General features: G+C 37.8%; 24 protein-coding genes. 16 read left to right on the top strand and 8 right to left on the bottom strand.

The features are described 5' to 3' along the window. The 15 genes from rpoA (at position 1) to ABU615_RS06100 (ending at position 14509) form a co-directional block, all read left to right on the top strand. Complete coding sequence (gene rpoA / locus ABU615_RS06170; protein ID WP_100141131.1) at positions 1 to 987, top strand: DNA-directed RNA polymerase subunit alpha; 987 nt, start codon at positions 1 to 3, stop codon at positions 985 to 987. Positions 988 to 1005: 18 nt separating this feature from the next. Further along, positions 1006 to 1389, top strand: a complete 384-nt coding sequence (gene rplQ / locus ABU615_RS06165; RefSeq protein ID WP_100141132.1) for a 50S ribosomal protein L17 — start codon at positions 1006 to 1008, stop codon at positions 1387 to 1389. A gap of 530 nt (positions 1390 to 1919) precedes the next feature. After that, entirely contained in the window at positions 1920 to 2306 is a 387-nt protein-coding gene (locus tag ABU615_RS06160; RefSeq protein WP_267408618.1) for a hypothetical protein, read from the top strand. Positions 2307 to 2320: 14 nt separating this feature from the next. Further along, positions 2321 to 3649 carry a tRNA (N6-isopentenyl adenosine(37)-C2)-methylthiotransferase MiaB gene (miaB, locus tag ABU615_RS06155; RefSeq protein ID WP_267408617.1) on the top strand — a complete coding sequence of 443 codons (1329 nt, stop codon included), beginning with the start codon at positions 2321 to 2323 and terminating at the stop codon, positions 3647 to 3649. A 202-nt stretch (positions 3650 to 3851) separates the two neighbouring features. Continuing rightward, a complete protein-coding gene (locus ABU615_RS06150; protein ID WP_100141135.1) occupies positions 3852 to 5165 on the top strand; it encodes an NCS2 family permease in 1314 nt (437 codons plus the stop codon). Positions 5166 to 5290: 125 nt separating this feature from the next. Then, on the top strand, positions 5291 to 5854 hold the full coding sequence (locus ABU615_RS06145) for a carbonic anhydrase (RefSeq protein WP_100141136.1): 564 nt from the start codon (positions 5291 to 5293) through the stop codon (positions 5852 to 5854). Next, on the top strand, positions 5851 to 6486 hold the full coding sequence (gene nadD / locus ABU615_RS06140) for a nicotinate-nucleotide adenylyltransferase (RefSeq protein WP_367490437.1): 636 nt from the start codon (positions 5851 to 5853) through the stop codon (positions 6484 to 6486). The genes ABU615_RS06145 and nadD overlap by 4 nt, the downstream gene beginning before the upstream one ends. 63 nt (positions 6487 to 6549) lie before the next feature. Next, positions 6550 to 6939 carry a ribosome silencing factor gene (gene rsfS, locus ABU615_RS06135; protein ID WP_100141138.1) on the top strand — a complete coding sequence of 130 codons (390 nt, stop codon included), beginning with the start codon at positions 6550 to 6552 and terminating at the stop codon, positions 6937 to 6939. 26 nt (positions 6940 to 6965) lie between these two features. Beyond that, positions 6966 to 7436, top strand: coding sequence for a 23S rRNA (pseudouridine(1915)-N(3))-methyltransferase RlmH (gene rlmH, locus ABU615_RS06130; protein WP_367439721.1), 471 nt, complete (start codon positions 6966 to 6968; stop codon positions 7434 to 7436). A 210-nt stretch (positions 7437 to 7646) separates the two neighbouring features. Continuing rightward, positions 7647 to 9527, top strand: coding sequence for a 1-deoxy-D-xylulose-5-phosphate synthase (gene dxs, locus ABU615_RS06125; RefSeq protein ID WP_370388707.1), 1881 nt, complete (start codon positions 7647 to 7649; stop codon positions 9525 to 9527). Between the two features lie 556 nt (positions 9528 to 10083). Further along, positions 10084 to 11088 carry a tRNA dihydrouridine synthase DusB gene (gene dusB, locus ABU615_RS06120; protein WP_370388706.1) on the top strand — a complete coding sequence of 335 codons (1005 nt, stop codon included), beginning with the start codon at positions 10084 to 10086 and terminating at the stop codon, positions 11086 to 11088. A gap of 31 nt (positions 11089 to 11119) precedes the next feature. After that, the gene (locus tag ABU615_RS06115) at positions 11120 to 11365 is read left to right on the top strand and encodes a helix-turn-helix domain-containing protein (RefSeq protein WP_100141142.1); all 246 of its coding nucleotides are present in this window, start codon (positions 11120 to 11122) and stop codon (positions 11363 to 11365) included. A gap of 32 nt (positions 11366 to 11397) precedes the next feature. Then, positions 11398 to 12972, top strand: coding sequence for a bifunctional phosphoribosylaminoimidazolecarboxamide formyltransferase/IMP cyclohydrolase (purH, locus tag ABU615_RS06110; protein WP_370388705.1), 1575 nt, complete (start codon positions 11398 to 11400; stop codon positions 12970 to 12972). A 75-nt stretch (positions 12973 to 13047) separates the two neighbouring features. After that, complete coding sequence (locus ABU615_RS06105) at positions 13048 to 13854, top strand: sulfite exporter TauE/SafE family protein (RefSeq protein ID WP_367431967.1); 807 nt, start codon at positions 13048 to 13050, stop codon at positions 13852 to 13854. Positions 13855 to 13873: 19 nt separating this feature from the next. Continuing rightward, positions 13874 to 14509, top strand: coding sequence for an MBL fold metallo-hydrolase (locus ABU615_RS06100; RefSeq protein ID WP_100141145.1), 636 nt, complete (start codon positions 13874 to 13876; stop codon positions 14507 to 14509). A 151-nt stretch (positions 14510 to 14660) separates the two neighbouring features. On the opposite strand, the gene ABU615_RS06095 is transcribed toward ABU615_RS06100, so the two are convergent. From ABU615_RS06095 to rfbB, 5 genes are all read right to left on the bottom strand, one after another. Next, positions 14661 to 15947, bottom strand: a complete 1287-nt coding sequence (locus ABU615_RS06095) for an AmpG family muropeptide MFS transporter (protein ID WP_100156672.1) — start codon at positions 15945 to 15947, stop codon at positions 14661 to 14663. A 215-nt stretch (positions 15948 to 16162) separates the two neighbouring features. Then, complete coding sequence (gene rmuC, locus ABU615_RS06090; RefSeq protein ID WP_367490440.1) at positions 16163 to 17632, bottom strand: DNA recombination protein RmuC; 1470 nt, start codon at positions 17630 to 17632, stop codon at positions 16163 to 16165. A 262-nt stretch (positions 17633 to 17894) separates the two neighbouring features. Then, positions 17895 to 18464, bottom strand: a complete 570-nt coding sequence (gene rfbC / locus ABU615_RS06085) for a dTDP-4-dehydrorhamnose 3,5-epimerase (RefSeq protein WP_370388704.1) — start codon at positions 18462 to 18464, stop codon at positions 17895 to 17897. A 6-nt stretch (positions 18465 to 18470) separates the two neighbouring features. Then, positions 18471 to 19352 carry a glucose-1-phosphate thymidylyltransferase RfbA gene (gene rfbA, locus ABU615_RS06080; protein WP_367490446.1) on the bottom strand — a complete coding sequence of 294 codons (882 nt, stop codon included), beginning with the start codon at positions 19350 to 19352 and terminating at the stop codon, positions 18471 to 18473. A gap of 241 nt (positions 19353 to 19593) precedes the next feature. Further along, on the bottom strand, positions 19594 to 20664 hold the full coding sequence (gene rfbB, locus ABU615_RS06075; RefSeq protein WP_370388703.1) for a dTDP-glucose 4,6-dehydratase: 1071 nt from the start codon (positions 20662 to 20664) through the stop codon (positions 19594 to 19596). A gap of 228 nt (positions 20665 to 20892) precedes the next feature. On the opposite strand from rfbB, the gene ABU615_RS06070 reads away from it, so the two are divergent. Then, positions 20893 to 21939, top strand: a complete 1047-nt coding sequence (locus ABU615_RS06070; protein ID WP_370388702.1) for a hypothetical protein — start codon at positions 20893 to 20895, stop codon at positions 21937 to 21939. A gap of 85 nt (positions 21940 to 22024) precedes the next feature. Here ABU615_RS06070 and ABU615_RS06065 read toward each other — a convergent pair whose 3' ends face one another. Genes ABU615_RS06065 through ABU615_RS06055 form a run of 3 tightly spaced genes read right to left on the bottom strand, consistent with a single transcriptional unit; the run spans position 22025 to position 25976 of the window. Next, positions 22025 to 22837 carry a polysaccharide pyruvyl transferase family protein gene (locus tag ABU615_RS06065; RefSeq protein WP_267390839.1) on the bottom strand — a complete coding sequence of 271 codons (813 nt, stop codon included), beginning with the start codon at positions 22835 to 22837 and terminating at the stop codon, positions 22025 to 22027. Further along, entirely contained in the window at positions 22822 to 23847 is a 1026-nt protein-coding gene (locus tag ABU615_RS06060) for a glycosyltransferase (RefSeq protein ID WP_370388701.1), read from the bottom strand. Before ABU615_RS06060 ends, ABU615_RS06065 begins: the two co-directional genes overlap by 16 nt. 2 nt (positions 23848 to 23849) lie before the next feature. Next, positions 23850 to 25976, bottom strand: a complete 2127-nt coding sequence (locus tag ABU615_RS06055; protein ID WP_370388700.1) for an HAD-IA family hydrolase — start codon at positions 25974 to 25976, stop codon at positions 23850 to 23852. Positions 25977 to 26059: the final 83 nt, after the last annotated feature.

Raw genomic sequence — 26059 nt, 5'->3', positions numbered from 1 at the left:
ATGCAAAACACATCCGAATTTTTGAAACCGCGTCAAATTGACGTTGACACCTTGTCTGCTACTCGAGCCAAAGTGTCTATGGAGCCGTTTGAACGTGGTTTCGGCCATACGTTGGGTAATGCTTTGCGTCGTATCTTACTGTCATCAATGAATGGTTATGCGTCGACAGAAGTAACGATTGAAGGCGTATTGCATGAATACTCTACGCTTGACAGTGTTCAGGAAGATGTTGTTGATATTCTTCTGAATCTGAAGGGCGTAGTATTTAAAGTGCATGGCCGCACAGAGGTAACTTTAAGTCTGAAAAAATCCGGAGCAGGGGTTGTTACTGCTGCTGATATCGAGTTACCACATGACGTCGAAATTGTTAATCCTGATCATGTTATCTGCCATCTGTCAGAAGGTGGAAGTATTAATATGGAAATCAAGGTTGAGCAAGGACGTGGTTATGAAGCTGTGTCTGGTCGTCGAAATAAAGACGATCACAAACGCATCGGCGCTATTCAACTGGATGCAAGCTTTTCGCCTATCAGTCGTGTCAGCTTTGAAGTGGAACCGGCTCGTGTGGAGCAACGTACTGATTTAGACCGCTTAGTTTTGGATATTGAAACCAATGGTGCAATTGATCCGGAAGAAGCGGTACGCAGTGCAGCCTGTATTTTGATTGATCAGATGTCAATCTTTGCTGATTTACAGGGTACGCCGGTAGCAGTAGTGGAAGAAAAAGAACCACCTATTGATCCTATTCTACTTCGTCCTGTGGATGATCTGGAGTTGACCGTTCGTTCAGCAAACTGTTTGAAAGCTGAAGATATTTACTATATTGGCGATTTGATTCAACGTACAGAGACTGAACTGTTGAAAACTCCGAATCTGGGTAGAAAATCTCTGAATGAAATCAAGGAAGTCCTGGCTTCCAAAGGTTTGACGTTGGGTTCAAAACTGGAAGCCTGGCCGCCGGCCAGTCTGGAAAAGCCACAAGTTTGATGATTAAAGGATAATGACATGCGTCATCGTAATGGTAACCGCAAATTAAACCGCACCAGCAGTCATCGTGCTGCTATGTTGCGTAATATGGCTAATTCATTGTTGACTCACGAAGCGATTGTAACTACTTTGCCGAAAGCTAAAGAGTTACGCCGTGTTGCTGAACCGTTGATTACTTTAGGTAAAAAGCCTTCACTGGCCAATCATCGTTTAGCTTTTAATCGTACACGTGATCGTGAAGTTGTTGTAAAGTTATTTAATGAATTGGGCCCGCGCTTCGCTAATCGAAATGGTGGCTATCTGCGCATTTTGAAATATGGTTTCCGTAAAGGTGATAATGCTCCATTGGCTCTGGTTGAGTTAGTAGAGAAAGCACCTGAAACTGAAGCTGTTGCTGAGTAATCAGACTTCAAATACAAGCCAGCCGTTAGGCTGGCTTGTTTCATTTTGTTTATTTGCTCGTTAATACAATTATGATTGTGTAGAAATTTTACTTGTGAAATTATTTTAAATGCTTGATAGGTATCGACAAGTTTTATTAAAAGAAGATTTGGTCGCTTTGTCATTAAGTAAAAAATGAGGATTCACGCAATAATTAATGGGTATAACTAGCAATAATTATAAGTATAAGATGTATGGTATGAATTGAATTGTTTGCTAGGTGAATTTGTTAACACTGATTATTTAGTAGCGCTATTAAATTCTTAATTCTTAGCTAAATCTTTGTACATGATGATATTCCATCCAATCCATATATATATCTTTAGTTGAAGCTCGATATGATGTAATTAAATGTTTAAACGCAGATTAATAATTTCATTATTTTATTTATCAGTTCTCATTTGACTGCTTTGCTAGAATGGCTGCTGATAAATCGTCTTCTGCGTATAATTGTTTCCCGTAAATTAACCATTGTTATTCAAGGAGAAACTATGAAGTACTTGCGTTTGGCGTTATGTGGTTTGATTTTGTTGACTGCTTCATTTGCATGGGCAGGCCGTATTTTACCTCGCGATGTTCAGATTGTAGTGCTGAAAAATGCTGAGGGGCAACAGGTTGTATTGGGAACTGCGAAAAAGGCCTGGTTACGTACCCTGAGTCTGGGCTTAATCAATAGTAATAAAACATTTCAATTGAGTCGTGCCGTAAGAGTGCATGATGCTAATAACCGTTTTATTACTTATAATAATTTGCCTAGATTCAAGAACTCTCCGATAGCGGTACGCTTTGACAGGATGAATCAGATTCAAGAAATCTGGGTGTTGACGGATGAGGAACAGAATGAGTTGATCCGCCCGAATAATCCTCAGGTTGAATAATATTGTTAGGTGTTATGAAAAAAGTATTTATACGAACCTTTGGTTGTCAAATGAATGAGTATGATAGCGAAAAAATGCTGTCTGTACTTGCGGAAGGGCAATCTTTAGAGCGTACTGACAGAGCTGAAGATGCGGATATTATTCTGTTTAATACTTGCTCAGTACGGGAAAAAGCTCAGGAAAAAGTATTTTCAGATTTGGGACGTATTCGGCCGTTAAAGGCTAAAAATCCGAATTTAATCATCGGAGTGGGCGGCTGTGTGGCCTCTCAGGAAGGTGAGGCAATCATTCAGCGGGCGCCTTATGTAGATGTTGTTTTTGGACCGCAGACTTTGCACCGTTTGCCGCAAATGATTTTGGATAAGGAGACGAGTGGTCTTTCTCAGGTAGATATTTCTTTTCCTGAAATAGAAAAATTTGACCATTTGCCACCGGCACGTGTAGAGGGAGGAGCGGCTTTTGTTTCCATTATGGAAGGCTGTTCCAAATATTGTAGTTTCTGTGTTGTCCCTTACACGCGTGGTGAAGAGTTTTCTCGTCCATTGGAGGATGTGTTAACTGAAATTGCCGGACTGGCTCAACAAGGTGTTAAGGAAATTAACCTGCTAGGGCAGAATGTAAATGCTTATCGGGGCGATATGGGCAATGGTGAAATATGTGATTTTGCTACTTTGCTGCGTATTGTCCATGAGATACCTGGTATTGAGCGCATGCGTTTCACAACGAGCCATCCTCGTGAATTTTCTGACGCTATTATTGAGTGCTATCGGGACTTGCCAAAATTGGTATCGCATCTGCATTTGCCAGTACAGTCTGGTTCTGATCGTGTGCTAGCAGCAATGAAACGTGGCTATACTGCATTGGAATATAAACATATTATTCGTAAATTACGTGCTATACGTCCGGATTTATGTTTGAGCTCAGATTTTATTGTAGGATTTCCGGGTGAAACGGAACGAGAATTTGAGCAGACGTTGAAGCTGGTACAGGATCTGGCTTTTGATTTAAGTTTCGTCTTTATTTATAGTCCGCGGCCAGGTACGCCTGCGGCTAATTTGCCAGATGATACGCCACATACTGAAAAGGTACGTCGGCTGGAGGCTTTAAATGAAGTGATAGAGGCTGAAACGGCTCGTATTAATCAATCAATGCTTGGAAGTGTACAGCGCTGTCTGGTGGAAGGTGTCTCCAAAAAGGATCCAGATCAGTTGCAGGCTCGAACAGCTAATAACAGAGTGGTAAATTTTACCGGCCATCCACGTCTGATAAATCAAATGGTTGAGTTGGAAATTACTGAGGCACATACATTCTCGTTACGCGGAAAAATTGTTTTGGCCGAATGAATAATTCATTAGGAAAGCAGAGGAAAGCAAAGCGCTAATGAGGTTTGGAAATGCAGATCAATATGCATATAAATACAAACAAGAAGGCTGTATTGGTTATTCGATTAGCTGCAATATGGTAGTGTTTTTGTCCGGTTACCTATCTGTTTAATTGTGTTAGCCGGTTTTGTGTGGCCTTTTTTCGGTATTAAAAGGAATTGGCATGAGCCCAGTGGGTATTTCTTTTTTGGATCGTTTTTTTAAAATTAAAGAAAGTGGCAGTAGTGTGCGCACTGAGGTGCTGGCAGGCCTGACTACTTTTTTGGCAATGAGTTATATTCTGGTAGTCAACCCATCCATTCTGAAGGATGCAGGAATGGATTTCGGTGCCGTTTTTGTGGCTACCTGTATTTCCTCGGCATTTGCTTGCATGATGATGGGACTAATAGCAAATTATCCGATTGCTCTGGCACCGGGTATGGGACTGAATGCCTATTTTACCTATGCAGTAGTGAAAGGTATGGGTATTTCATGGCAAGTGGCGTTGGGCGCGGTTTTTGTTTCGGGTATCATTTTTATTATCCTGAGCTTATTTAAGGTGCGCGAGGCAATAGTGAATTCTTTACCGAATTCGCTTAAGTTTTCCATTGGTGGGGGTATTGGGCTGTTTCTTGCTCTGGTAGCCTTAAAAAGTGCCGGTGTTGTGGTTTCTAATCCGGCAACTTTGGTTAGTTTGGGCGATATTCATTCACCTCAGGTATTGATGACAATTGTTGGGTTCTGCTTTATCGTCACATTGGAGCATTTTCGGGTACGCGGCGGGATTATTATTGGTATTTTAACCATTACGGCTGTAGCTTCGTTGATGGGTATCAATCAGTTTCAGGGTGTGTTTGCACCAGTACCTTCATTAGCTCCTACTTTCTTACAGCTGGATTTTCATGATTTATTTACCATGAGTCTGGTAAGTGTTATTTTTGTTTTTTTCTTTGTCGATTTATTTGACAGTACAGGGGTTCTGATTGGCGTAGCTGGTCGCGCAGGGTTGTTAGTAGACGGCAAGTTGCCACGGGTGAAAAAAGCATTGTTAGCTGATTCTACGGCCATTGTGGTGGGAGCTGGACTAGGTACTTCTTCTACTACGGCTTATGTGGAATCAGCAGCGGGCGCGGCTGCTGGCGGGCGCACAGGTTTAACGGCGGTTGTAGTAGGTATTTTGATGCTGGCAAGTTTATGGTTTTCTAAACTGGCTGCGAGTGTTCCTCCCTATGCGACTGCTCCTGCATTGATGTATGTTGGCGTGCTGATGATGCGCAGTATGACTGAGATTGACTGGAAAGATGTTTCTGAAGCAGCGCCAGCATTTTTTACTCTGATTTTTATGCCTTTCGCTTATTCTATTGCGGATGGTATTGCCATGGGCTTTATCAGTTATGCCCTGATTAAATTGTTCTGTGGTAGGGTTAAAGATGTATCTTATATGGTATGGATAATTGCGGTTTTATGGGCATTTAAACTTTTATGGCTTGGAGCATAATGTAGTTTGGTTGATAACAGGCAGCCGTTATGGCTGCCTGAATATTTTTAGCCGCGGTCTTGAATGCTGATTGTACCCGATATGATTCGTAATCACTGATTTATATAAATGATAATGGAGAAATGATGTCTTTAATTGATGAGATTATGGACTTTAATCAGAAGTTTGTGGATGCTGAAGAATACGAGCAGTTTTTTACTGACAAATATCCTGAAAAAAATCTGGCCATTGTGTCTTGTATGGACGCAAGAATTCTGGATTTGCTGCCTCGGGCGCTAGGATTGAAAAATGGGGATGCCAAAGTGATTCGCAATGCCGGTGCTTTGGTTACTCATCCGTGGGGTTCAGTGATGCGCTCGTTGCTGGTGGCAGTCTTTGAAATGAACGTACACGAAATCATGGTAATTGGGCATTATGACTGTGGTATGCAGGAGTTACATGTACCAGATATGTTGGATCGTATGCGGGCACGTGGTATCAGTGATGAACGTTTGGAGATACTGGAGAATGCTGGTGTGGATTTTCATAAGTGGTTGACAGATTTTGATAGTGTGGAAGACGCGATTATGCATTCTGTTAATATGATACGTAAGCATCCGTTGATGCCAAGTGAAATAAAGGTACACGGTCTGGTGATCCATCCCATTACGGGAAAACTGAATATTGTGGTGAATGGAAATAAAGTATGAAGCGAGTTGGTTTGTTTGGTGGTACGTTCGATCCGCCACACAATGGCCATATTCATATTGCGCAGGCTTTTGCAGATGAATTAAAGCTGGATAATGTGATATTTATTCCGGCTGGTGATCCATATCATAAACTGAGACAGTCTAATTCAACCGCAGAACAACGGTTGTACATGGTAGAGCAGGTAATTGCTATGGATAAACGTTTCAGTGTTTCTGATTGTGATGTGCGGCGTAAAGGACCTACCTATACGATTGATACGGTTTCTTTATTTCGACAGGTATTTACACAAACGCAGTTATGGTGGTTGCTGGGTATGGATTCATTATTACAGCTGCCTAACTGGTATCGTTATCAGGCTTTATTGCAAAGTGTGAATCTAGCTATTGCTCAGCGTGGCAGACAAGGTTTAACTGAGTTGCCGAATGATTTGCAGGGTTGGCTTCCAGAAGCTTTGGCTAAGAATTTGACTACACCAGACGGTGCGGATGGCGGTCGGGCTAAATTATTACAGGCATCATTTTTACCGGTAAGTTCCCATGAAATCCGTGCAGAATGGTCAAAAGGAAAGCATGATGATGTACCGGCTGCAGTAGCCAAATATATCGACCAAGAAAACCTTTATCGGGCATAATTTGCCTGTTTTAATGCATTTTCGAGCAGGAAATGCTTTTTTACACATTAGGAAATAAACAGTATGGATGAAAATCTTATCGCTCAATGGGACAATATGGTTGCCATTTGCGTGGATGCACTTGAAGATATTAAAGGTAAAGATATTACTGTGTTGGATACTTCAGCACAAACTTCGCTGTTTTCGCGAATGATTATTGCCAGTGGTGACAGTACGCGTCAGGTAAAAGCGCTGGCTAACAATGTGGCTGTAGAATTAAAAGAAGCTGGTTATGAAATTATCAGTACTGAGGGGCTGGATAGTGGTGAATGGGCTCTGGTTGATGCAGGTGATCTTGTCGTACATGTAATGCAGCCAGCGGTGCGTGATTATTATGATATAGAAGCATTATGGGGTGGTGAGAAGCCTTCTTTTCATGCTGGCGCAGCTAAACCATGGCAGGCTGCTGATTGACGGATTCTGATTTTTTTTGTGATTGAATGAATATTACCGTATTGGCTGTAGGAACGAAGATGCCGCAATGGGTGGATCATGCGGTGCGTGATTACAGCAAAAGATTTGGCCGAGAAATTCAGTTTCAGTTTAAAGAAATCAAACCTGAAAAACGAGGTGCCGGTGTTAATGCCGCGCAGGCTATGGCAGCTGAAGAACAGCGCATTGTTGCAGCCATACCCGCACATAGTTATCTGATTGTATTGGATGAGCGTGGTAAGGCACCCACTTCAATGGAACTGGCCGATAGTTTAAAGAAATGGCAACAGCAGGGCGATAATCTGTGTTTTATTATTGGTGGAGCTGATGGCATGACGACCAATTTGAAACAGCGGGCAAATATGTTGATGCGATTGTCGAGCCTGACTTTACCGCACGGAATGGTACGGGTGTTGCTGACTGAGCAGCTATATCGTGCTCAGTCTATTCTGCATAATCATCCCTACCATCGTGAATAATTTCTTAAGGTAGTTACTGCCTCTGGTAGCAGAGCTTATGTGGCTGGAGGTGCTAATTATTTATAATTAATCTAGATTGAAATAATGTCCTGACATAGAATGAATACCCCCGAACAGGGGGTAGGCTAGTATATAATTGCGCTGCAATCAGATTGGTAGTGCTAATAGCCTATATTGTCTGAATTTATTCATAATAAGTAAAGTCTGATCATGAATCCTACCCCTCTCCTTGATACAATTGATCTACCACAGGATTTGCGTCGTTTGCAAAAAAGCCAGTTACCCCAACTGGCAGATGAATTGCGTGCGTATTTGCTGGAATCAGTAAGCAAGACAGGGGGGCACTTTGCGAGTAATTTGGGTGCAGTTGAGTTAACTGTAGCCCTACACTATGTGTACCAAACGCCACAGGACCATTTGGTATGGGATGTGGGTCATCAGAGTTATCCGCATAAAATTCTGACCGGCCGTAAAGGAAAAATGGCTACGATGCGCCAGTTTGGCGGTCTGGCCGGATTTCCGAAACGCAGTGAATCTGAATACGATGTATTTGGTGTAGGCCATTCTTCTACCTCTATCGGTGCGGCATTGGGTATGGCAGTGGCCGATAAATTGCAGCACAGAAACAATCGAAGTGTGGCGATTATTGGTGATGGTGCTATGACAGCAGGGCAGGCGTTTGAAGCGTTGAATAATGCTGGTGATATGGACGTGGATTTACTTGTTATTTTAAATGACAATGAGATGTCTATTTCTCCTAACGTTGGTGCTCTTCCGAAATATCTGGCCAGAAATCCTTTGCATGATGTTAAAGGACTGGTGAAATCAATCAAGCAAAAATCAGAAAAGGTATTGGGTATGGTACCCGGGGCGCTGGATGTAGCGCAGCGGGTAGAAAACAAAATCAAAGGCCTAATTGAAGAAAGTACCACTTCGGAAACGCTGTCCTTATTTGATAATTTTGGCTTTACTTATTCTGGACCAGTTGATGGACATGATGTTATTCAGCTTGTAGATGTGCTTCAGGATATGCGCAACCGGAAAGGGCCGCAATTATTGCATATCATTACCAAAAAAGGCCAAGGTTACAAACTGGCAGAAAATGATCCTGTAACTTTTCACGCTGTCAGTGCTTTTGATCCGGCTCAGGGCCTGTATTCTTCTGGTGCAAATGCTTCCAAACCGACTTATACCCAGATTTTCAGCCAATGGATAATTGATCAGGCGGCGGCAGATAAAAAACTGCTGGCTATTACCCCTGCTATGCGAGAAGGCAGTGGACTAGTGGAGTTTGCTCGTCGTTATCCGGAACGTTATTTTGATGTCGGAATTGCGGAGCAGCATGCAGTCACGTTTGCGGCAGGTCTGGCCTGTGAGCAAATGAAGCCGGTAGTAGCTATTTATTCCACTTTTCTGCAACGAGCGTATGATCAGCTCATTCACGATGTTGCTTTGCAGAATTTACCAGTTTTGTTTGCTATTGACCGTGGCGGAATTGTAGGTGCTGATGGTCCGACACATGCAGGTGTTTATGATTTAAGCTACCTTCGTTGTGTGCCTAATTTGGTTATTGCCGTACCAAGCGATGAACATGAATGTCGTTTACTGCTATCTAGCTGTTACCAGCTCAATCAGCCAGCTGCTGTACGCTATCCTAGAGGGGCAGGTACAGGTGTACCAGCTGGTACGAATTTGGCAACTGTAGCAATTGGTAAGGGGGTAGTACGTCGTCAGGGGCAAAGGATTGGTTTAATTGCATTTGGAAGTATGGTATCAGCTGCTATGTGTGTAGCGGATGCTATCGACGCTACAGTGGCTGATATGCGGTTTGTTAAACCACTGGATACCGAACTTTTACTTCATCTGGCTGCTGAACATGATTATTTGGTGACCATTGAAGAAAATAGTAGGATTGGTGGAGCTGGCAGTGCAGTGCTTGAAGTGCTGGCACAGCATAATTTAGTCAAACCGGTTCTCACACTGGGCATACCTGATATTGTAACTGAGCATGGTGATTCAGAACAGCTATTAGATCAGATGGGACTGAGTGCTGTCAAAATTCAGCAACACATTCTTGATTGGGTTGTTTAGTTTTTAGCTAAAATTCTGGTTTAGGCTTGGTTTCAATGTTCTAAATCTTCTAAGCATATTTGACATAAATTCTTATGGTTGCAGTTGCATATTAAATAGCAACTAATCTAATAGCCAGAAAAAATCAGGTGCTATGCTTTTTTTCAACATTATATTGATTCAATTGTTAATACATGATGATTTAGTTTAAAAACCTATTTTCGTTGGACGTTTTCTTATATTCATTTTAGTCAGTTTTCAGTAGCTAATTTTAGTTATATGCGAATCAATTCAATAATTAAATCTGTTGTTCGTCTGTTTTAATATTTCTTCATTAGCAGCTTTTTGGTTATTGCTGGTATCTTTAGTTGGTTGAAAATTTAATTTTATATCCTACATAAAAACTTTGTTGTAATGGCTTTTGCTTAGAACAAAATTTCCATTTTACGAGTAGTTGAAAGGATGCAGCATCACCTCTCTTTGGTTAAATATTGGTATTTATATTTGGAGTGATTGCCTAAAAAATGTACAATAATTCACCTCTGAATATTGTTTTCCCATAATTAGTTTACTGAATATGCAAATAGGTTGTTATCAGCTGACAGCCCCTGTTGCGTTGGCTCCCATGGCTGGTATAACTGATAAACCCTTTCGCCAGCTGTGTCGTGAGTTCGGAGCCGGCTGGGCAGTCAGTGAAATGATTACCAGTGATCCAAGCTTGCAATTTACTCGTAAAACTTTGCAGCGTGCAGATTATAAGGGTGAAAGCGGTATCAAGGTAGTTCAGATAGCTGGAAGTGAACCGCAGCAACTGGCAGAAGCTGCACGCTATAATGTTGCCCGTGGTGCAGACGTCATTGATATCAATATGGGTTGTCCAGCCAAAAAGGTATGTAATGTACTGTCAGGCAGTGCTTTATTACAGAATGAATCATTGGTTGAAGCAATTTTACAAGCTGTAGTTAATGCAGTAGATGTGCCTGTAACTTTGAAAACAAGGCTTGGGTGGGATGATGAGCATCGCAATATACTAACCATTGCCCATCTGGCGCAGGAGGCAGGAATTGCCGCTCTGGCGGTACATGGCCGTACACGTACACAAATGTATCGTGGTGAAGCGAGTTATGATCTGATTGCTCAGGTACGTCAGCAAATAAACCTGCCATTGTGGGTTAATGGAGATATAACCAGTCCACAAAAAGCCTTAAAAGTATGGCAGCAGACTGAGGCTGATGGCGTGATGGTGGGGCGCGCAGCTCAGGGGCAACCGTGGCTGTTTCGAGATATTGTGCATCATCATCAGCATGGATGTTTGCCCCCCTCTTTGACGGTAGCGGAGCATGCACAGGTTATAATAGGACATATTGTGGCTATGCATCAATTCTATGGTGATATAACGGGTGTCCGTATTGCCCGTAAGCATATTGGCTGGTACGTCGCTGCCTTACCGCAGGGCGAGCATTTTCGCAAGCAGGTCAATAGCGTGAACGATGCGAAGATTCAGTTACAGCTGATTAATGATTTTTTAGACAGGCAGGTAGCACAACTATCGGTATGGCCTTGCTCCTATCGGCAGCAGTAACTGTTTGCCTTGTCATACGAGGATAATATAAATGAGTGAAGCACCCAAAGTAAGTATCGCTCAATGTATAGAGGTCAATGTAAGGCAATATTTTGCAGATCTGGATGGAGAAACACCTTGTGCTGTTTATGATATGGTGTTGCAGCAGATGGAATTACCATTGTTGCGTTGTGTGATGGATGTTTGTGAACACAATCAGACTCGCGCTGCACAAATTCTGGGTCTCAATCGCAATACTCTGCGAAAAAAATTAATGCAGTATCATTTGCTGGACTAAGGCAGTTTCAACTGAATACTAAGGGAGATGTCATGGTGGGAATCAAACGGGCACTGATCAGCGTGTCTGATAAAACTGGCGTGGTTGATTTTGCGCGTCAGTTAGCACAACTGGGCGTTGAATTACTGTCAACCGGAGGAACTGCCAGTCTATTGGCCAAAGAAAATATAGCTGTGACTGAAGTAGCAGACCATACTGGATTTCCGGAAATGCTGGATGGGCGAGTAAAGACACTACACCCTAAAATCCATGGTGGTATTCTGGCACGGCGTGATAATGCTAAACACATGAATCAGCTTGCAGCACAAGCTATCGGAACCATAGATCTTGTATGTGTAAACCTGTACCCTTTTGCTGCAACTGTTACGAAACAGGATTGTACATTGGAAGACGCTATCGAAAATATCGATATCGGTGGTCCCGCAATGGTTCGCTCTGCCGCCAAAAACTGGCGTGATGTGGCTATTGTAACTGATAGTAATGATTATACTGCCATAATCGATGAAATCAGAAAGCAAAGTGGCCTGTCTGAGCAAACCCGATTTAATCTAGCACGCAAAGCTTTTGCTCATACAGCTCAATATGATGGCATGATTGCCAATTATCTGACACGCATTGACGATAAAAATTTATCTGGAATACCAGATTTACAAACCTTTTCCCAGCAATATAACCAAAGCTGGCTGAAAATTCAGGATTTACGCTATGGCGAAAATCCACATCAGCAGGCTGCCTTTTACCGAGATTTGCAGCCTGCTGAAGGCAGTCTCGCTAAATATCAGCAACTGCAGGGAAAAGAATTATCTTACAACAATATTGCGGACGCCGATGCAGCATGGGAAACAGTCAAGTCTTTTACTCAGCCGGCCTGTGTTATTGTCAAACATGCTAATCCTTGTGGCGTTGCCATAGCCAGTGACACTTTAACCGCTTACCAATTAGCGCTGGCGACCGATACAACCAGTGCATTTGGAGGAATTATTGCCTTCAATCGTGAAGTAGATGCGGCCACTGTAGAAGCCGTAACCGGTCAGTTCCTCGAAGTTTTATTGGCTCCTGCTTTCACAGACGAAGCCAAGGTCATCATAGCGGCCAAAAAGAATGTCCGAGTACTGGAAATTCCTTTGTCTGCCGGAGCAAATCAGTTTGAATTAAAACGTGTGGGTGGTGGTCTGCTGGTGCAGACACCAGACAGACACTATATCGATGCAGGTGATTTAAAGGTCGTAACAGCAAGAGTACCCAGCGAACAGGAAATTAAAGACTTACTATTTGTATGGAATGTAGCTAAATATGTGAAATCTAATGCTATTGTATTTGGTAAAAACGGGCAGACGTATGGTATCGGAGCAGGACAAATGAGCCGTGTCGATTCCACGCGAATTGCTGCGCGAAAAGCACAGGATGCTGGCTTCGAATTAAACGGTGCCTGTGCCGCTTCAGATGCTTTTTTTCCATTTAGAGACGGTGTGGATGTGATTGCTGCACAAGGTATCAAAGCCATTATCCAGCCCGGCGGTTCTGTTCGCGATGAAGAAGTAATAGCTGCTGCCAATGAACATGGAATTGCTATGGTGGTCACAGGTGCGCGCCACTTCCGCCATTAATTTTTTCCATGGCTTTGATACAAAAGCTACTATTTTTGTTTATCTTCTGACCAAAAATTGTAATTAAGCTAATTTATGGAACTGCTTACTTATTTATTAATAGGTGCTATAGCAGGCTTCGCTGCTGGACTGTTTGGCGTTGGTGGTGGTTTGATTGTTGTACCTATTCTGTATATCGTCTTTATGCATGCAGGTTATGGTGAAGCGGTCACGATGCATCTGGCGCTGGGTACTTCTCTAGCAACCATCATGGTTACTTCTATTAGTTCCATGCTGGCGCATAACAAAAATCATGCAGTAATCTGGCCAGTTGTTGGGCGTTTAACACCTGGTCTTGTATTGGGTTCGTTTGGCGGTGCAGCCATCGCAGATGCATTATCAGGAGAAAAACTTCAACTGGTTATTGGTATTTTTACCCTTATGGTTGGTATCAATATGTTTCGCACCGCCTGCAGTCAACAAAATTTACAGCAAACTCAGTTGGTTAATTCTCGCTGGCACTGGTTGGCAGGTGTAATCATCGGTATTGCGTCAGCTTTGTTTGGTATTGGCGGAGGCAGTCTAACTGTACCTTATCTAAATCGAAGCGGACTAGCTATGCAGCAAGCTGTAGGTACTTCTGCCGCATGTGGTCTGCCAATTGCGCTTGCTGGTGCCATAGGCTTTATGTTTTTTGGTGCCCATGAACAAATTCATATTGAACATACCATAGGATATGTTCATATTTATGCGTTTATTGGCATCAGTTTCATGAGTTTTATCACAGCCAGACAGGGTGCTAAAGTGGCGCATTATCTTTCACCTAGAAAGCTGAAAAAATGTTTTGCTTGTCTGCTGCTCTTCATGAGCCTGTATTTTTTAAGCAAAGCTGTATTGTTATAACTGATAAGCGAGGTAATAAATGGCTTTAAACGTGCAGATCTTACCCGTAACACCATTTCAACAGAATGCTGCATTATTATGGGATGATGTCAGCAAAGAAGCCGTATTAACCGATGTAGGTGGTGAAGCTGAACGCTTACTGGAGGCAGTAGAAACACATCAGCTGAACTTAAAAGCTATTTGGTTAACACATGGGCACCTTGACCATGCAAGCGGCGTAGAAGAATTAACTACCTTGCAGCCGGTACCCGTTTTGGGGCCGCATCAAGCTGACAACTACTGGTTGCAGGCGTTGCCAGATGTGACTGCCAGTTATGGTTTTCCCATTAGTCAGCCATTTATACCAACACGCTGGTTAAAGGAAGGAGAAGCATTAAAAGTAGGTGAGCATACATTTATCGTTTTTCACATACCAGGCCACACTCCAGGCCATGTTGTATTTTACAGTCAGGCTAATAAATTGCTGATAGCAGGTGATGTGTTATTTCGAGAATCTATCGGCCGTACAGATTTCCCTGGTGGTAATCATTCTGATCTAATCCGCGGTATTCAGGAAAAGCTATTATCTTTGCCTGATGATACCCGCGTATTACCAGGCCATGGCCCCATGACTACCATAGGTCACGAAAAGCAGCATAATCCATTTTTGCATTAATCTAACCAGCAGCCGTATTTTCTAATGAACTTATAATATAGACAAAGTTTTTTCGCGAATAATATATAGAAGTTCAGGTGAAAAAACACTATCTATATGATATTAAATTGCCGCCGAATGAACTTTTTATCAAAATGAATCTTAGTTATGCTTAAATGCCTGTTACTTTTTTATTCCATGGTGCGACCTTCAACAACAGCAACATTCCCGGAATAGCCAGAAAAAAGCATAACCAGAAAAAGCTCACATAACCTAGCCAGTTAATCAAATATCCAGTAGTAGCATTAATCAATGTTCTAGGCACAGCAGCCAGACTAGTAAACAGTGCTAGTTGAGTAGCAGTATAAGCAGGATTAGTTTCTTTGGCCATGTAGGCCACAAATGCTGCTGTACCCAAACCAACACCAATAGCTTCAAATCCTATAACTAAAGCCAAAGTAAAAAGCTCTTTAGAACCAATATGGATAAAAGGCCCCTGACTGGCCAGCCAGGCAAATCCTAGGATAGAAAAAACCTGAACTAGACCGAATAACCATAGCGCCCGATTTATACCCAGCTTAATCATCCATATACCGCCAAGAATTCCGGCGATAATTGTTGGCCATAAGCCAGCATTTTTGGCTATCAGACCAATATCCATCTTACTAAAGCCCATATCCATATAAAATGGTGTGGCCAGAGCGGTAGCCATACTGTCACCAAGCTTGTACAAAAAGATAAAAAACAGTACCAGTAAAGCACTTTTAACACCTTTTCGTGCAAAAAATTCTTTAAAAGGCTCAACTACAGTTTCTTTAAAAGTTTTGGGTACAGTTATCGGTAAAGTGGGTTCGTGAGCTAAAAATAAAGTCATAAATATACCCGGCAACATAAATAACGCAGTAATAGCAAATACTGTCGGCCAAGGATAGATATCTGCCAGAATAAGAGACACAGAGCCGGGTACAAGAGCCGCAATACGATAAGCATTTACATGGATTGCATTGCCCAGTCCTAGTTCACTATCAGGCAATATTTCTCGCCGGAATGCATCCAATACAATATCCTGACTGGCCGCAAAAAAAGCCACAAACAGAGATAAAATTTTAATGAGATTCATATTTTGCTGGGGACTGAGCAGCATATAACCGAGAATAGACAACAATAAAGCTGACTGTGTGACAAACATCCATCCACGCCGCCTTCCTAACCATGGAAATTGCACGGCATCCATTAGAGGGGACCATAAAAATTTCCATGTAAATGGCAGACCAATAATAGAAAACAATCCTATAGTCTTTAAATCCACACCTTCATTACGCAGCCAGGCAGGAACAAGATTTATCAGAAAGTACAGTGGCAAACCTGAACTGAAACCTGTAAACACACAAATCAGCATATGCTGACTAAAAATTCGCTGCCAGATAGATGGAGGCGATTGATGAGCGTTCTGAGTCATACAGCAATAATCCAACAGCAAATTACATATGTCTAAGAGAATGCATAAATCCGAATTATTTATGCAGAAGTATAAGTTACCTAGCCAGCAAGCTGACAATTAAACGCTATTGTACGCCAGATTTAAACAAGACAAAGGTTGCAATAAAAGCTTAATTTAGCTGTAAGCCAACATTATTCATGTATAGAAAAATCATGAAATTAGGCAACACAAGATCATTCAGAGGGAGAGTCTGAAGTAGCAAGAAGTAGCTCATCTTCATCTTCCTCTCCTTTTTGATAATATTCAGGCAAATTTTTACTGCTTTGTATCCCTAGCTGACGCAGCTTTTGCGCTCTGTTCACTAGGTTACCACGCCCGTTAACCAATTGCCCCATGGCTTTCTGAAATTGTCCTTGAGCCTGATCTAGATTTTTTCCAACACCTTCGAGAGTGTTCACAAAGCCAACAAATTTGTCATACAACTTACCGCCTTCTTTTGCAATAGTCAGCGCATTCTGATTTTGCTGTTCACTACGCCAGATATGAGCAATAGTACGTAATGTTGCCAGTAAAGTGCTGGGCCCAACCAGCATAATCCGCTTTTGGAAACAGTCATCGAACAATTGATTATCCTGTTGTAGCGCGAGTAGATATGCCGGCTCAACAGGAATAAACATAAACACAAAATCGAGTGTATTAAGCCCATCAATTTCATCATAACATTTAGACGAGAGTTCCTTAATATGATGGCGCACAGACTGAATATGTGCAGCTAGCGCTTTCTCCGCACTGGCTGCATCTGTTGCCTGAGTATAACGGACATAAGCTGTCAGTGAAGTTTTAGCATCAATAACAATCTGTTTATTCTCAGGTAAATTTACCAACACATCCGGCTGCAAACGACGCTGACGACCAAACTCATCAATAATCGTATTAGACGCCTGTAGAACGTACTCACGTCCTTTTTGAAGACCAGAATTTTCCAATACCTTTTCCAGAATCATCTCGCCCCAGTTACCCTGATTTTTATTCTGAGTACCGGCTAAAGCATCGGTAAGCGCTTTAGCATCACAATGCAATTGAGCATTGAGCTGCTGCAGATGTTTTAGTTCATTTTCCAGCGTTGTACGTTCTTTTGCCTCTTTTTCATAAGTATGCTGAACCAGTTGACTAAATCCCTGCATACGCTCATGTAAAGGATTCAGCAACTGACTAAGACTAGCCTGATTCTGCTCACTAAAACGTTTACTTTTTTCTTCCAGAATATCATTAGCTAATGACTTGAATTGATTGCTGAGACTATTACGCGCTTCGTTTAACAAAGCCAGCTTCTCCTCAAAGGCTTCGCGTTCAAGCTTAAGTTGCGTGTTAAGACGACTGTTTTCAATTTGTATATGCTTTAATTTTTCCGCAGCATTTATATACTTTTCTTCACGAATATGCCAGTCCTCAGAACGCAGTTGCCAGTCCTGTAACTGCTGTTCTGCTGCAGCCAGATTGATGGCGGCAGACCGCAGTTGTTCACATTCTGATTGAAATGCTTCCTGTGCAGTAGTTAACTGGACATTTACTGCTTCTGCAGCACTCAAGCGTTTGTATACAACTTGTAATTCTTGACGACACTGAATCAGTTCTTCATCATTGATCTGTTTATTTTGCTTAAGATAATTAACTTCTGTCTGTACACGAATCAACTCATTCAAGGCTTCTGATAACTGCTTCTTTACGGACTGATATTCTTGTAATGATTTGTATCGATATGCTAAATAGATAATTATTGCAACAATGATGAATGAAACAATCCAAATAAAAGTAAAAACAGTCTTCATAATAAAATAAACCGTGAAATCGATTTAACGAAGGTAACAGGATGGGATCATGGCAGTAACTATCCAAGAATTAATAAATAGAATTATATTTAAAAAATATAGATTAAATTAATTTATAAATTATTTTTTTAAGATTTTAGCTATAACAATTTTTAAGATGGGCAAAATCATGAGCCTGAGCATCTTTATGTGAATAACTGACTACCATATCAGAACTGATAGGCCATGAAATGGATAGTTCAGGATCATTCCAGCGAAGAGTACGCTCACATTCTTTAAAATAAAAATCAGTTGTTTTATAAAGAAACTGAGTATCATCCTCAAGAGCTAAAAATCCATGTGCAAAACCTGCAGGAATCCAAAACTGTCGATGGTTGACAGCCGATAGTTCTACTCCATACCACTGCCCAAATGTTATAGAATCAGGTCGAATGTCAACAGCTACATCCCAAGCCCTGCCTTGGACTACTCGAACCAATTTTCCTTGTTCGTGTGGTGAAATTTGATAATGTAGACCCCTAATAATACCTTTATGGGACAAAGAATGATTGTCTTGAACAAATTCAGGACTATGTAGATGACGTTTATTTAAAGTTTCTTCAAAAAGTTGTTGATTAAAGCTTTCCATAAACCAGCCTCGTTCGTCCTCGAAAACATGAGGCTCAATTATTAATAAATCTTTGATAGGAGTGTCAATTATATTCATAATCAATTATTTATGATATTCGTTGTATAATTTTAATAAGTATTGTCCATAGCTGGTTTTATTTAAAAATTTCCCACGCTCATATAGTTGTTCAATTGTTATCCATTTGTTATGGAATGAAATTTCTTCTAAACATGCAATTTTTAAACCCTGCCGTTTTTCAATAGTCTGTACAAATTGGCTGGCATCTATCAAAGAATCATGTGTACCTGTATCTAACCATGTAAAACCTCTTCCTAACAATTGAACATTTAATTGTTGTTGACTTAAATAAAGATTATTTATATCTGTAATCTCTAATTCGGATCTTGCTGAAGGACGTATAGTTTTAGCCATTTCAACAACCTGATTATCGTAAAAATATAATCCGGTAACAGCATAATTGGATTTAGGATGGGAAGGCTTTTCTTCGATTGAAAGTACTTTGCCATTTGCCCCAAACTCTACAACACCAAATCTCTCAGGATCGTTAACATAATAACCAAATATAGTAGCGCCTAAAGTCTGATTACAAGCAATTTGTAATTGTTGTCCAAAGCTTTGGCCGTAAAATATATTATCTCCTAAAACTAAAGCTACGTTTTCTTCTCCGATGAATTCTTCTCCTAAAATAAATGCTTGGGCTAAACCATCTGGAGATGGTTGTATTTTATATTCAATTTTAATCCCAATAGAGCTACCATCATGAAATAGTTTCTGAAAATTTGGTAAATCCTCTGGAGTAGAAATAATAAGTATTTCATTAATTCCAGCCATCATCAAAATAGATAACGGATAGTAAATCATAGGTTTATCGTAAATCGGTAATAGCTGTTTTGAAGTTCCTAATGTAATAGGATACAGCCGCGTACCAGATCCTCCAGCAAGAATAATACCTTTCCGTTTCATGATTTTCTTTCTGGCAAGTCTTAAGCTAATGTAAAAGAGGAATATTATAACCTAAATGTAAATTTTTCAGATTGATTTTAACTAAGTATATTAATTTCGCATGTGCATTAAAAAGTGTTTTATAGCGAATTATTTTGTCAAATTAATAAAAAGCAAACCTTATTAAAATTATTTAGGTTGTTAACTAAATTTCAATTTAAAAGTGGTATATAGTCAATAAATACTGTTTTATATATATACTTCAAATATTATTATATTGTTTTTTTATCCAATTTTTATATTCTCCAGTTTGTATGTTTTTTACCCATACTGGATTTTCAATATACCATTTAACAGTTTTGGTTAAACCTGAGGTAAAACTTTCTTTTGGTACCCAGCCTAGTTCATTCTTAATCTTACTAGCATCTATTGCATAACGAATGTCATGTCCAGGCCTATCTTTAACATATGTAATGAGATCTCTATACTTATTAATTCCAATGGGTTTTTTTGGAGCTAATTTTTCAAGTAGATCACATATTTGGTTAACAACATCGATGTTTTTTTGTTCGTTGTGCCCACCAATATTGTAGCTCTCACCGGTTTTACCTTTTGTCAAAACGGTATAAAGTGCTCTTACATGATCATCAACATACAACCAATCTCTTATCTGCTCACCATTACCGTATATTGGTAATAATTTGCCGGATAAAGCATTCAAGATACTAAGCGGTATAAGTTTTTCTGGAAAATGATAAGGACCATAATTATTAGAGCAATTTGTAAGTATAATGGGCAGACCATACGTGCGGTACCATGCTCGAACAAGGTGGTCTGAACTGGCTTTACTGGCAGAATATGGTGAGCTAGGTGCATAAGGTGTCATTTCTGTAAAAAAAAGACTACTATCTTTGAGGTCTCCGAATACTTCGTCAGTAGATATATGATGAAAACGAAAAGATAGCCGTTTTTCTTTACTTAATTTTTGCCAATATATACGAGAAGATTCTAGTAAATGGAATGTTCCTATTATATTGGTCTGAATAAAATTTGAAGCCCCATTAATTGATCTATCGACATGTGTTTCTGCCGCCAGATTCATTACTGCATCAGGTTGAAAATTATCAAAAATTTTGGCTAGGGCATAGGAGTCAATAATATCTGCTTGATAAAAATGATATCTTGGATTTCGTGCTATTGACGATAAAGATTCTAAATTTCCAGCATAGGTTAATTTATCTAAGTTCAAAACCTGATGATTTGTATGTTCGATCAAAAATCTGATTAAGGCGGAACCTATAAAACCAGCTCCGCCTGTAACTAATATATTCATTTCATTCCTACAACATTTATTTCAGAAAATCAAAAATAATTAATTATTTTGAAATGGCTCTTGTAAAAGGGATAACGCTTTATATATACGTATTATAAAATTTTGCACATGAGAATGCACTCTATAAATAATGTGTGTTATAGAGGTCTTAAATTTTGGGTATATTTTCACCATCAATTTGATTAAAGTATAATTAAAAGGAAGTATTAAAGTTTTTGAGGCTACTGGATGGTTAAAAAGCGGATTATTCTTGCTATGCCAAAGCATAATGATATTTTTGCTGAAATAATAAAAAATTTGGAATATTATCAATTTGATGTTACATTTGTAGATAGCAACCCTAAATATATTAAAAATTTTAGATATAAAAATGTTTTAGATAGAATATTTCATTTAGTACGTAAAATCTTTTTTAGGGATTATTCATATAAACATTTGCTTAAAGAAAAATTGTTAGTCGATAATACAAAAATGTATTTATCGTCTAAACAATATGATTATGCTTTAATCATAAGACCTGATACTTATCCTTTAAAATTGTTGCAACTCATTAAAACAAGGGTTACTAAATCAATGATAGGATATCAGTGGGATGGTTTAACCCGGTTTCCAGCAGTTTTGGCAACTATTGATTTATTTGATAGTTTTTATGTATTTGATTCTAACGATATCCAAAACAATGATTTTAAGAAATTCCATTTGAGTGGAATAACAAATTTTTATTTTGATGTTAACAAACCTGCACCTATTGGTCATACCGGAAAAATTGCTTATTTTGTTGGGTCACATATAGATGAACGGATAAGTGCAATTGATAGTTGTGCATTTGAATTAAATAAAAATAATATTCAATTAAAATTCATAATTCCAACAGACGATCCTTGGAAAATTTCTAAATATAAACAAAAAAATCTTATTACTTTTGGAGCTAAAAATAAATTAAGCTTTCATGAAAATATATCTAATATTAATTATTCAGATATTTTAGTTGATATAGTTAATCCCATACATCATGGTTTATCATTCAGGGTTTTTGAAGCAATATATTATCAAAAAAAATTGATTACAACTAATCCATTCGTTCAATATTATGATTTTTTTCATCCCAATAATATAATGATTTGGGAAAAACAAAATTACAATCTTTTATCAGAATTTCTTGCTAAACCGATGGTTGTAATTGATTCTGAAATCATACAAAAATATAGTTTTGGCAATTGGATAAAGAATATTTTAAACCTAGATTCATATCAAAAAATTACCTTACCACAATAAAACTAAATATTATTAAATAGAGTATATTAAAAAAATTAACATACTCTATTTATACTAATGATATAACAAATTTATTCAGATACTCTTAATGGAGATGATTAATATCTATAAAACAAGTATGAGGATACTGTTCTAATAACGAATTTTCATAAACAGCTTTATTTTTAAAATAATTATTTGCAAATAATTTTACTTTTTTCTTTAATATAGAACCTAGTATTCCAATATGAAGACGATCTGTTTCAATGGTCTCAAAATTCGACAAATAGCCAGCTAAACTTAACGAAACATGTTTAGCTAGATGTTTATTAGACCATAGACTTCCATTCCAAGATAAAGAAATATCCATATTGTTTCTTGGTAAATCGAATAGATTTGCTGATTCTCCATCAGTTCTAAAGCAGTATGCGGTGCCTATTCCTTTTTGTTCAAAATTTGAAAAATAGTATTTCGGGAAATAAAAAGCCATATCATCAGATAAATATACATTATCCATATTAGCTTGGCTAGAAATACAGTTATTAAAGGAATAATTTTCTCTACAAAGAATCTTTAAATTTCCAAAAGTTTCATTCAATAAATTAGGATACCCTAAAACTGTATGTGGAAGAACAATACAGGAATTATTCTTGACAGATTTTAAAATCTCTTTATACATTTCATCGTATTTTCCTTCAACTAAATTACCACCACCAGCAAATAATATGGTTTGATTTTTGAGTAGTGATGTATCATTTATTATTTCATAATTAAGATTTAAAGAATCAAATAATAAATAAGTAGAATGAGCTATCAATGCATCACCAGAATTGCCAGGATTACTCCAATAATAAAATTTTTTATCTAAAAACAACGTCAATAAATTAATTATATTAATTTTTTTTATTTTTTCTTCCATTTTCTTATTGTATCCCTAATTTTTGCTGCAATTGTTTTCAGAGGAAATGATTTTCTTCTTAAATACCACACATTGCCTTGAATATCATTTATTTTATGATTTAATTCATTAATTTTATTTGTTAATTCAGTATTTTTTTTATCCATTTCGTTTAAAAGTAAATGTAAAATACCATAATTTGCTGAATTATCAGATAAAGCCTTTCTAACAATTGAGTTTCTATATTCTATCTGATATTTATGATGCAGGTTTGCCCCCGCGCAGACTGAATTACCATATATATTATTAGAAGAAGCCCTTAAATGATAAAAAGCCAATTGTTCATTTATAGAATGTATTTCACCTATTCTAAATAATCTTAGATTGTAATCCCAGTCCCCTAGCACTGGAAGCTGATCATTGAATTTTCCGATTTGCTTTGCCGCATTCATGCGAATTAACAGACAAATTGGTGGTGTAATATTTTGTCTTAACAAGTACCCTATATCTATAGTTTGTTGCCAATGAGACCAATCTTCTGTACGTAACTGTTTAACGGTGTCTACATTTATTTCTTCATATATAACTAAACATTTTGTTACAACAGCGACTGCATTTTGGTTGGAATTTAAATGATTTACTGTTTCTTGTAAAAAATTATAATGCCAAGAATCATCATCATCATGTACGACCATGAATTCTTCAGTGGCAATATCAAAACCGCAATTTGATGCAGCTTCCATTCCTAAAGAAGTAGAATTATGAATTACTGTTATTTTGTCTTTTAAATAAGGTAAATTAATCTCAACCAACTCATTTACTTCTTTAGCATCACCACCATCATTGATTAAATATAAATGCCAGTTAGAATACGATTGTTGAATTACACTTTCAAGAGCCCTAGTTAACAATAAGGGCCTATTTTTGGTCCTCATTATAATAGCAACTGAACCATCCCTTTTCAGATTGTCAACAGTATTGTTTTCAAAATAGTTTATTGGATATAATTGTTGATTTGCTGATTTTAACATAATTAGTTTTCAATAAAATTTTTAATTAACTTAGGATATTCATTAAAATATTGGAGGGCAAATTGATATACTTGCGGTTTAATTTTTTTACGATTTTCTTTCCAATACTGAATTGTACCACATTGCCATCCTCCCGGTCCCCCAAATGAAAATCGGACTTGTTTTATATTCTGAGGTAATTGTTGGTTTATTAAACATTGCATTATTTGATGATCAAAAAGTGCAGAATGTTTAATTCTTCCCAAATATGTTTGTTCGTATCTAAGAGGAGAAATACAAACTTGAAAAATTGCTGCTTTTGCAACTTCGGTATTGATATAATTTTTTTGCAAACCATAAACGGATTTATTTTTTTTCCATTTTTCAATTGTACTTAACACACCTTTCTGAAAGATAGAAATTTTTTGGAGATATTGTTCAATATAAATACTTTTTTTATCATCCTTTAAACAAGGATAAATATCTTTCTCATCTTTCTTATAACCTATGGTAGTTTCATGATCTGCTGAATGTAAGTTTTCTAAAATATTTACACAATTTTGATATAATTTTTTTTCGGATATAGAAGAAAAAATATTAAAAAAAGCAGCTTTCATTGGACCATTTTTATAAAGTCTTCCTGAAGCAGTTTGTCCAAATAACCCATAATAGAATCCATATATTTTACTTTCGATACCCATATGTGAACGAAATTTACTCAATGCCAATTGAATTGAGCCACTCCAACCTAAATCTATTATCGCTATTTTTTTATTTACTTCAAATAACCCTTCTTGTTTGAAATATTCTATTGATTCTGTATATTCTTCTTCAAATTTTTTTAACAAAATAGAAGTTAATTCTTGTTGTATAAATATTTTTAATTTGTCAATTTTTTTAAAATCAAAAGCATTTTTGATTGAACCAAATTTCTGAACAAAATTAGTATTTAAGATATCTTGCGCATCGATTCCTAAACGATTAAAATATGTTATATAAGTATCGGTATGTTGTAATGATTCATTCACTATTGAAGTCAAAGAGTCACTTGAAAGTTTTCCATTTTGTTTAAGTTCTATGTAATATGTAGGAAAGCGTAAGACTTTCCTTGAAAGATAGAGATAGCTGGAAGTTGTATTACATTCTTTATCTAAATCTAGTAATTGCCATACTTTCTGAATTAATTGTGCATCTCTTGCACAAAAATAAATGTGGTTGATTTCATTTTTTTTAATATGTTTTTTTAACCATGAAGTATAACTATATAAAATTAAAGCCCCAAGTGTTTCCCCTAAACCATTCCAGAATGAATCTTCATTAAACTCTTTCAAAGAGTAGATACCATTAGTTAAATGATACACCTTATTCATTAATGAAAAAGGGACTACTTCTTGACAAAGCTGTGCACCTAATCTTCTTTGTCCTAAAAATCGCTTATAATGATAAGTATTTATATGAAATTTTCTAGGTTGTATAACATCTGCAACTTTATTATCGCCTATATGTAATATTTTATAGCCTGTATTGTTTTCTAAAACATATTTCCAAATTCTTCCACTATGTTTTGATGATAATAAGTCAGATGAGACATATAATTCGTCATATAAGTTTAAATGATTCTTTTCAAGAAGAGTTTCAATAAATTGTTTAGATAAATAAATATCAGAAACAAATATAATTTTTTTACCAAGCTTTTTTAATTCTAAAATTAGTTTTTTATTATCTTCTATACTGATATTGCTATCTATCTCGGCTATTAGCTCTAGCTTTTTTGCTTTATTTAGTAAACTTGTATTATATTTATTTGTATCAAAAAGATAGTCATAAATCTCATCTAATGTCACTTCATCTCTATTTTTTTGACGATGCAAAATATCTCGTATTTGTGCTTCTGCTAGGAGTCTATTTCTAGCAAAATCTTTTAAATTACTATTATTCACTTGGAGCTGATTTTCTACGTAAGCGAATAAGTCAATAGGACATTCAAATAATCGAGTTAAAAGCGTATCAAAAATATCAAAAGATATTACTTCAAAGTCATTAGATTTTTCTAAAACATTATTAATATATGTTTGATCAATTTTTTGTAAATTTTGCGCATAGTATTGTTGCGCAGAGGTAAGAATAGATTGAAAGTCGGTTGAATTCATAATGCGTCACACCAAAAACCTAATAATCATGATAACAATATTTCACAATTTTGCTTACTTATTACTTTGCGTCAGAAAAATTG

The organism is Snodgrassella alvi (genome assembly GCF_040741455.2).
GTDB classification, from domain to species: Bacteria; Pseudomonadota; Gammaproteobacteria; order Burkholderiales; family Neisseriaceae; genus Snodgrassella; species Snodgrassella alvi_E.
The sequence above is the reverse complement of the archived record's forward strand: the minus strand, read 5'-3'. Positions and strand labels throughout refer to the sequence as shown.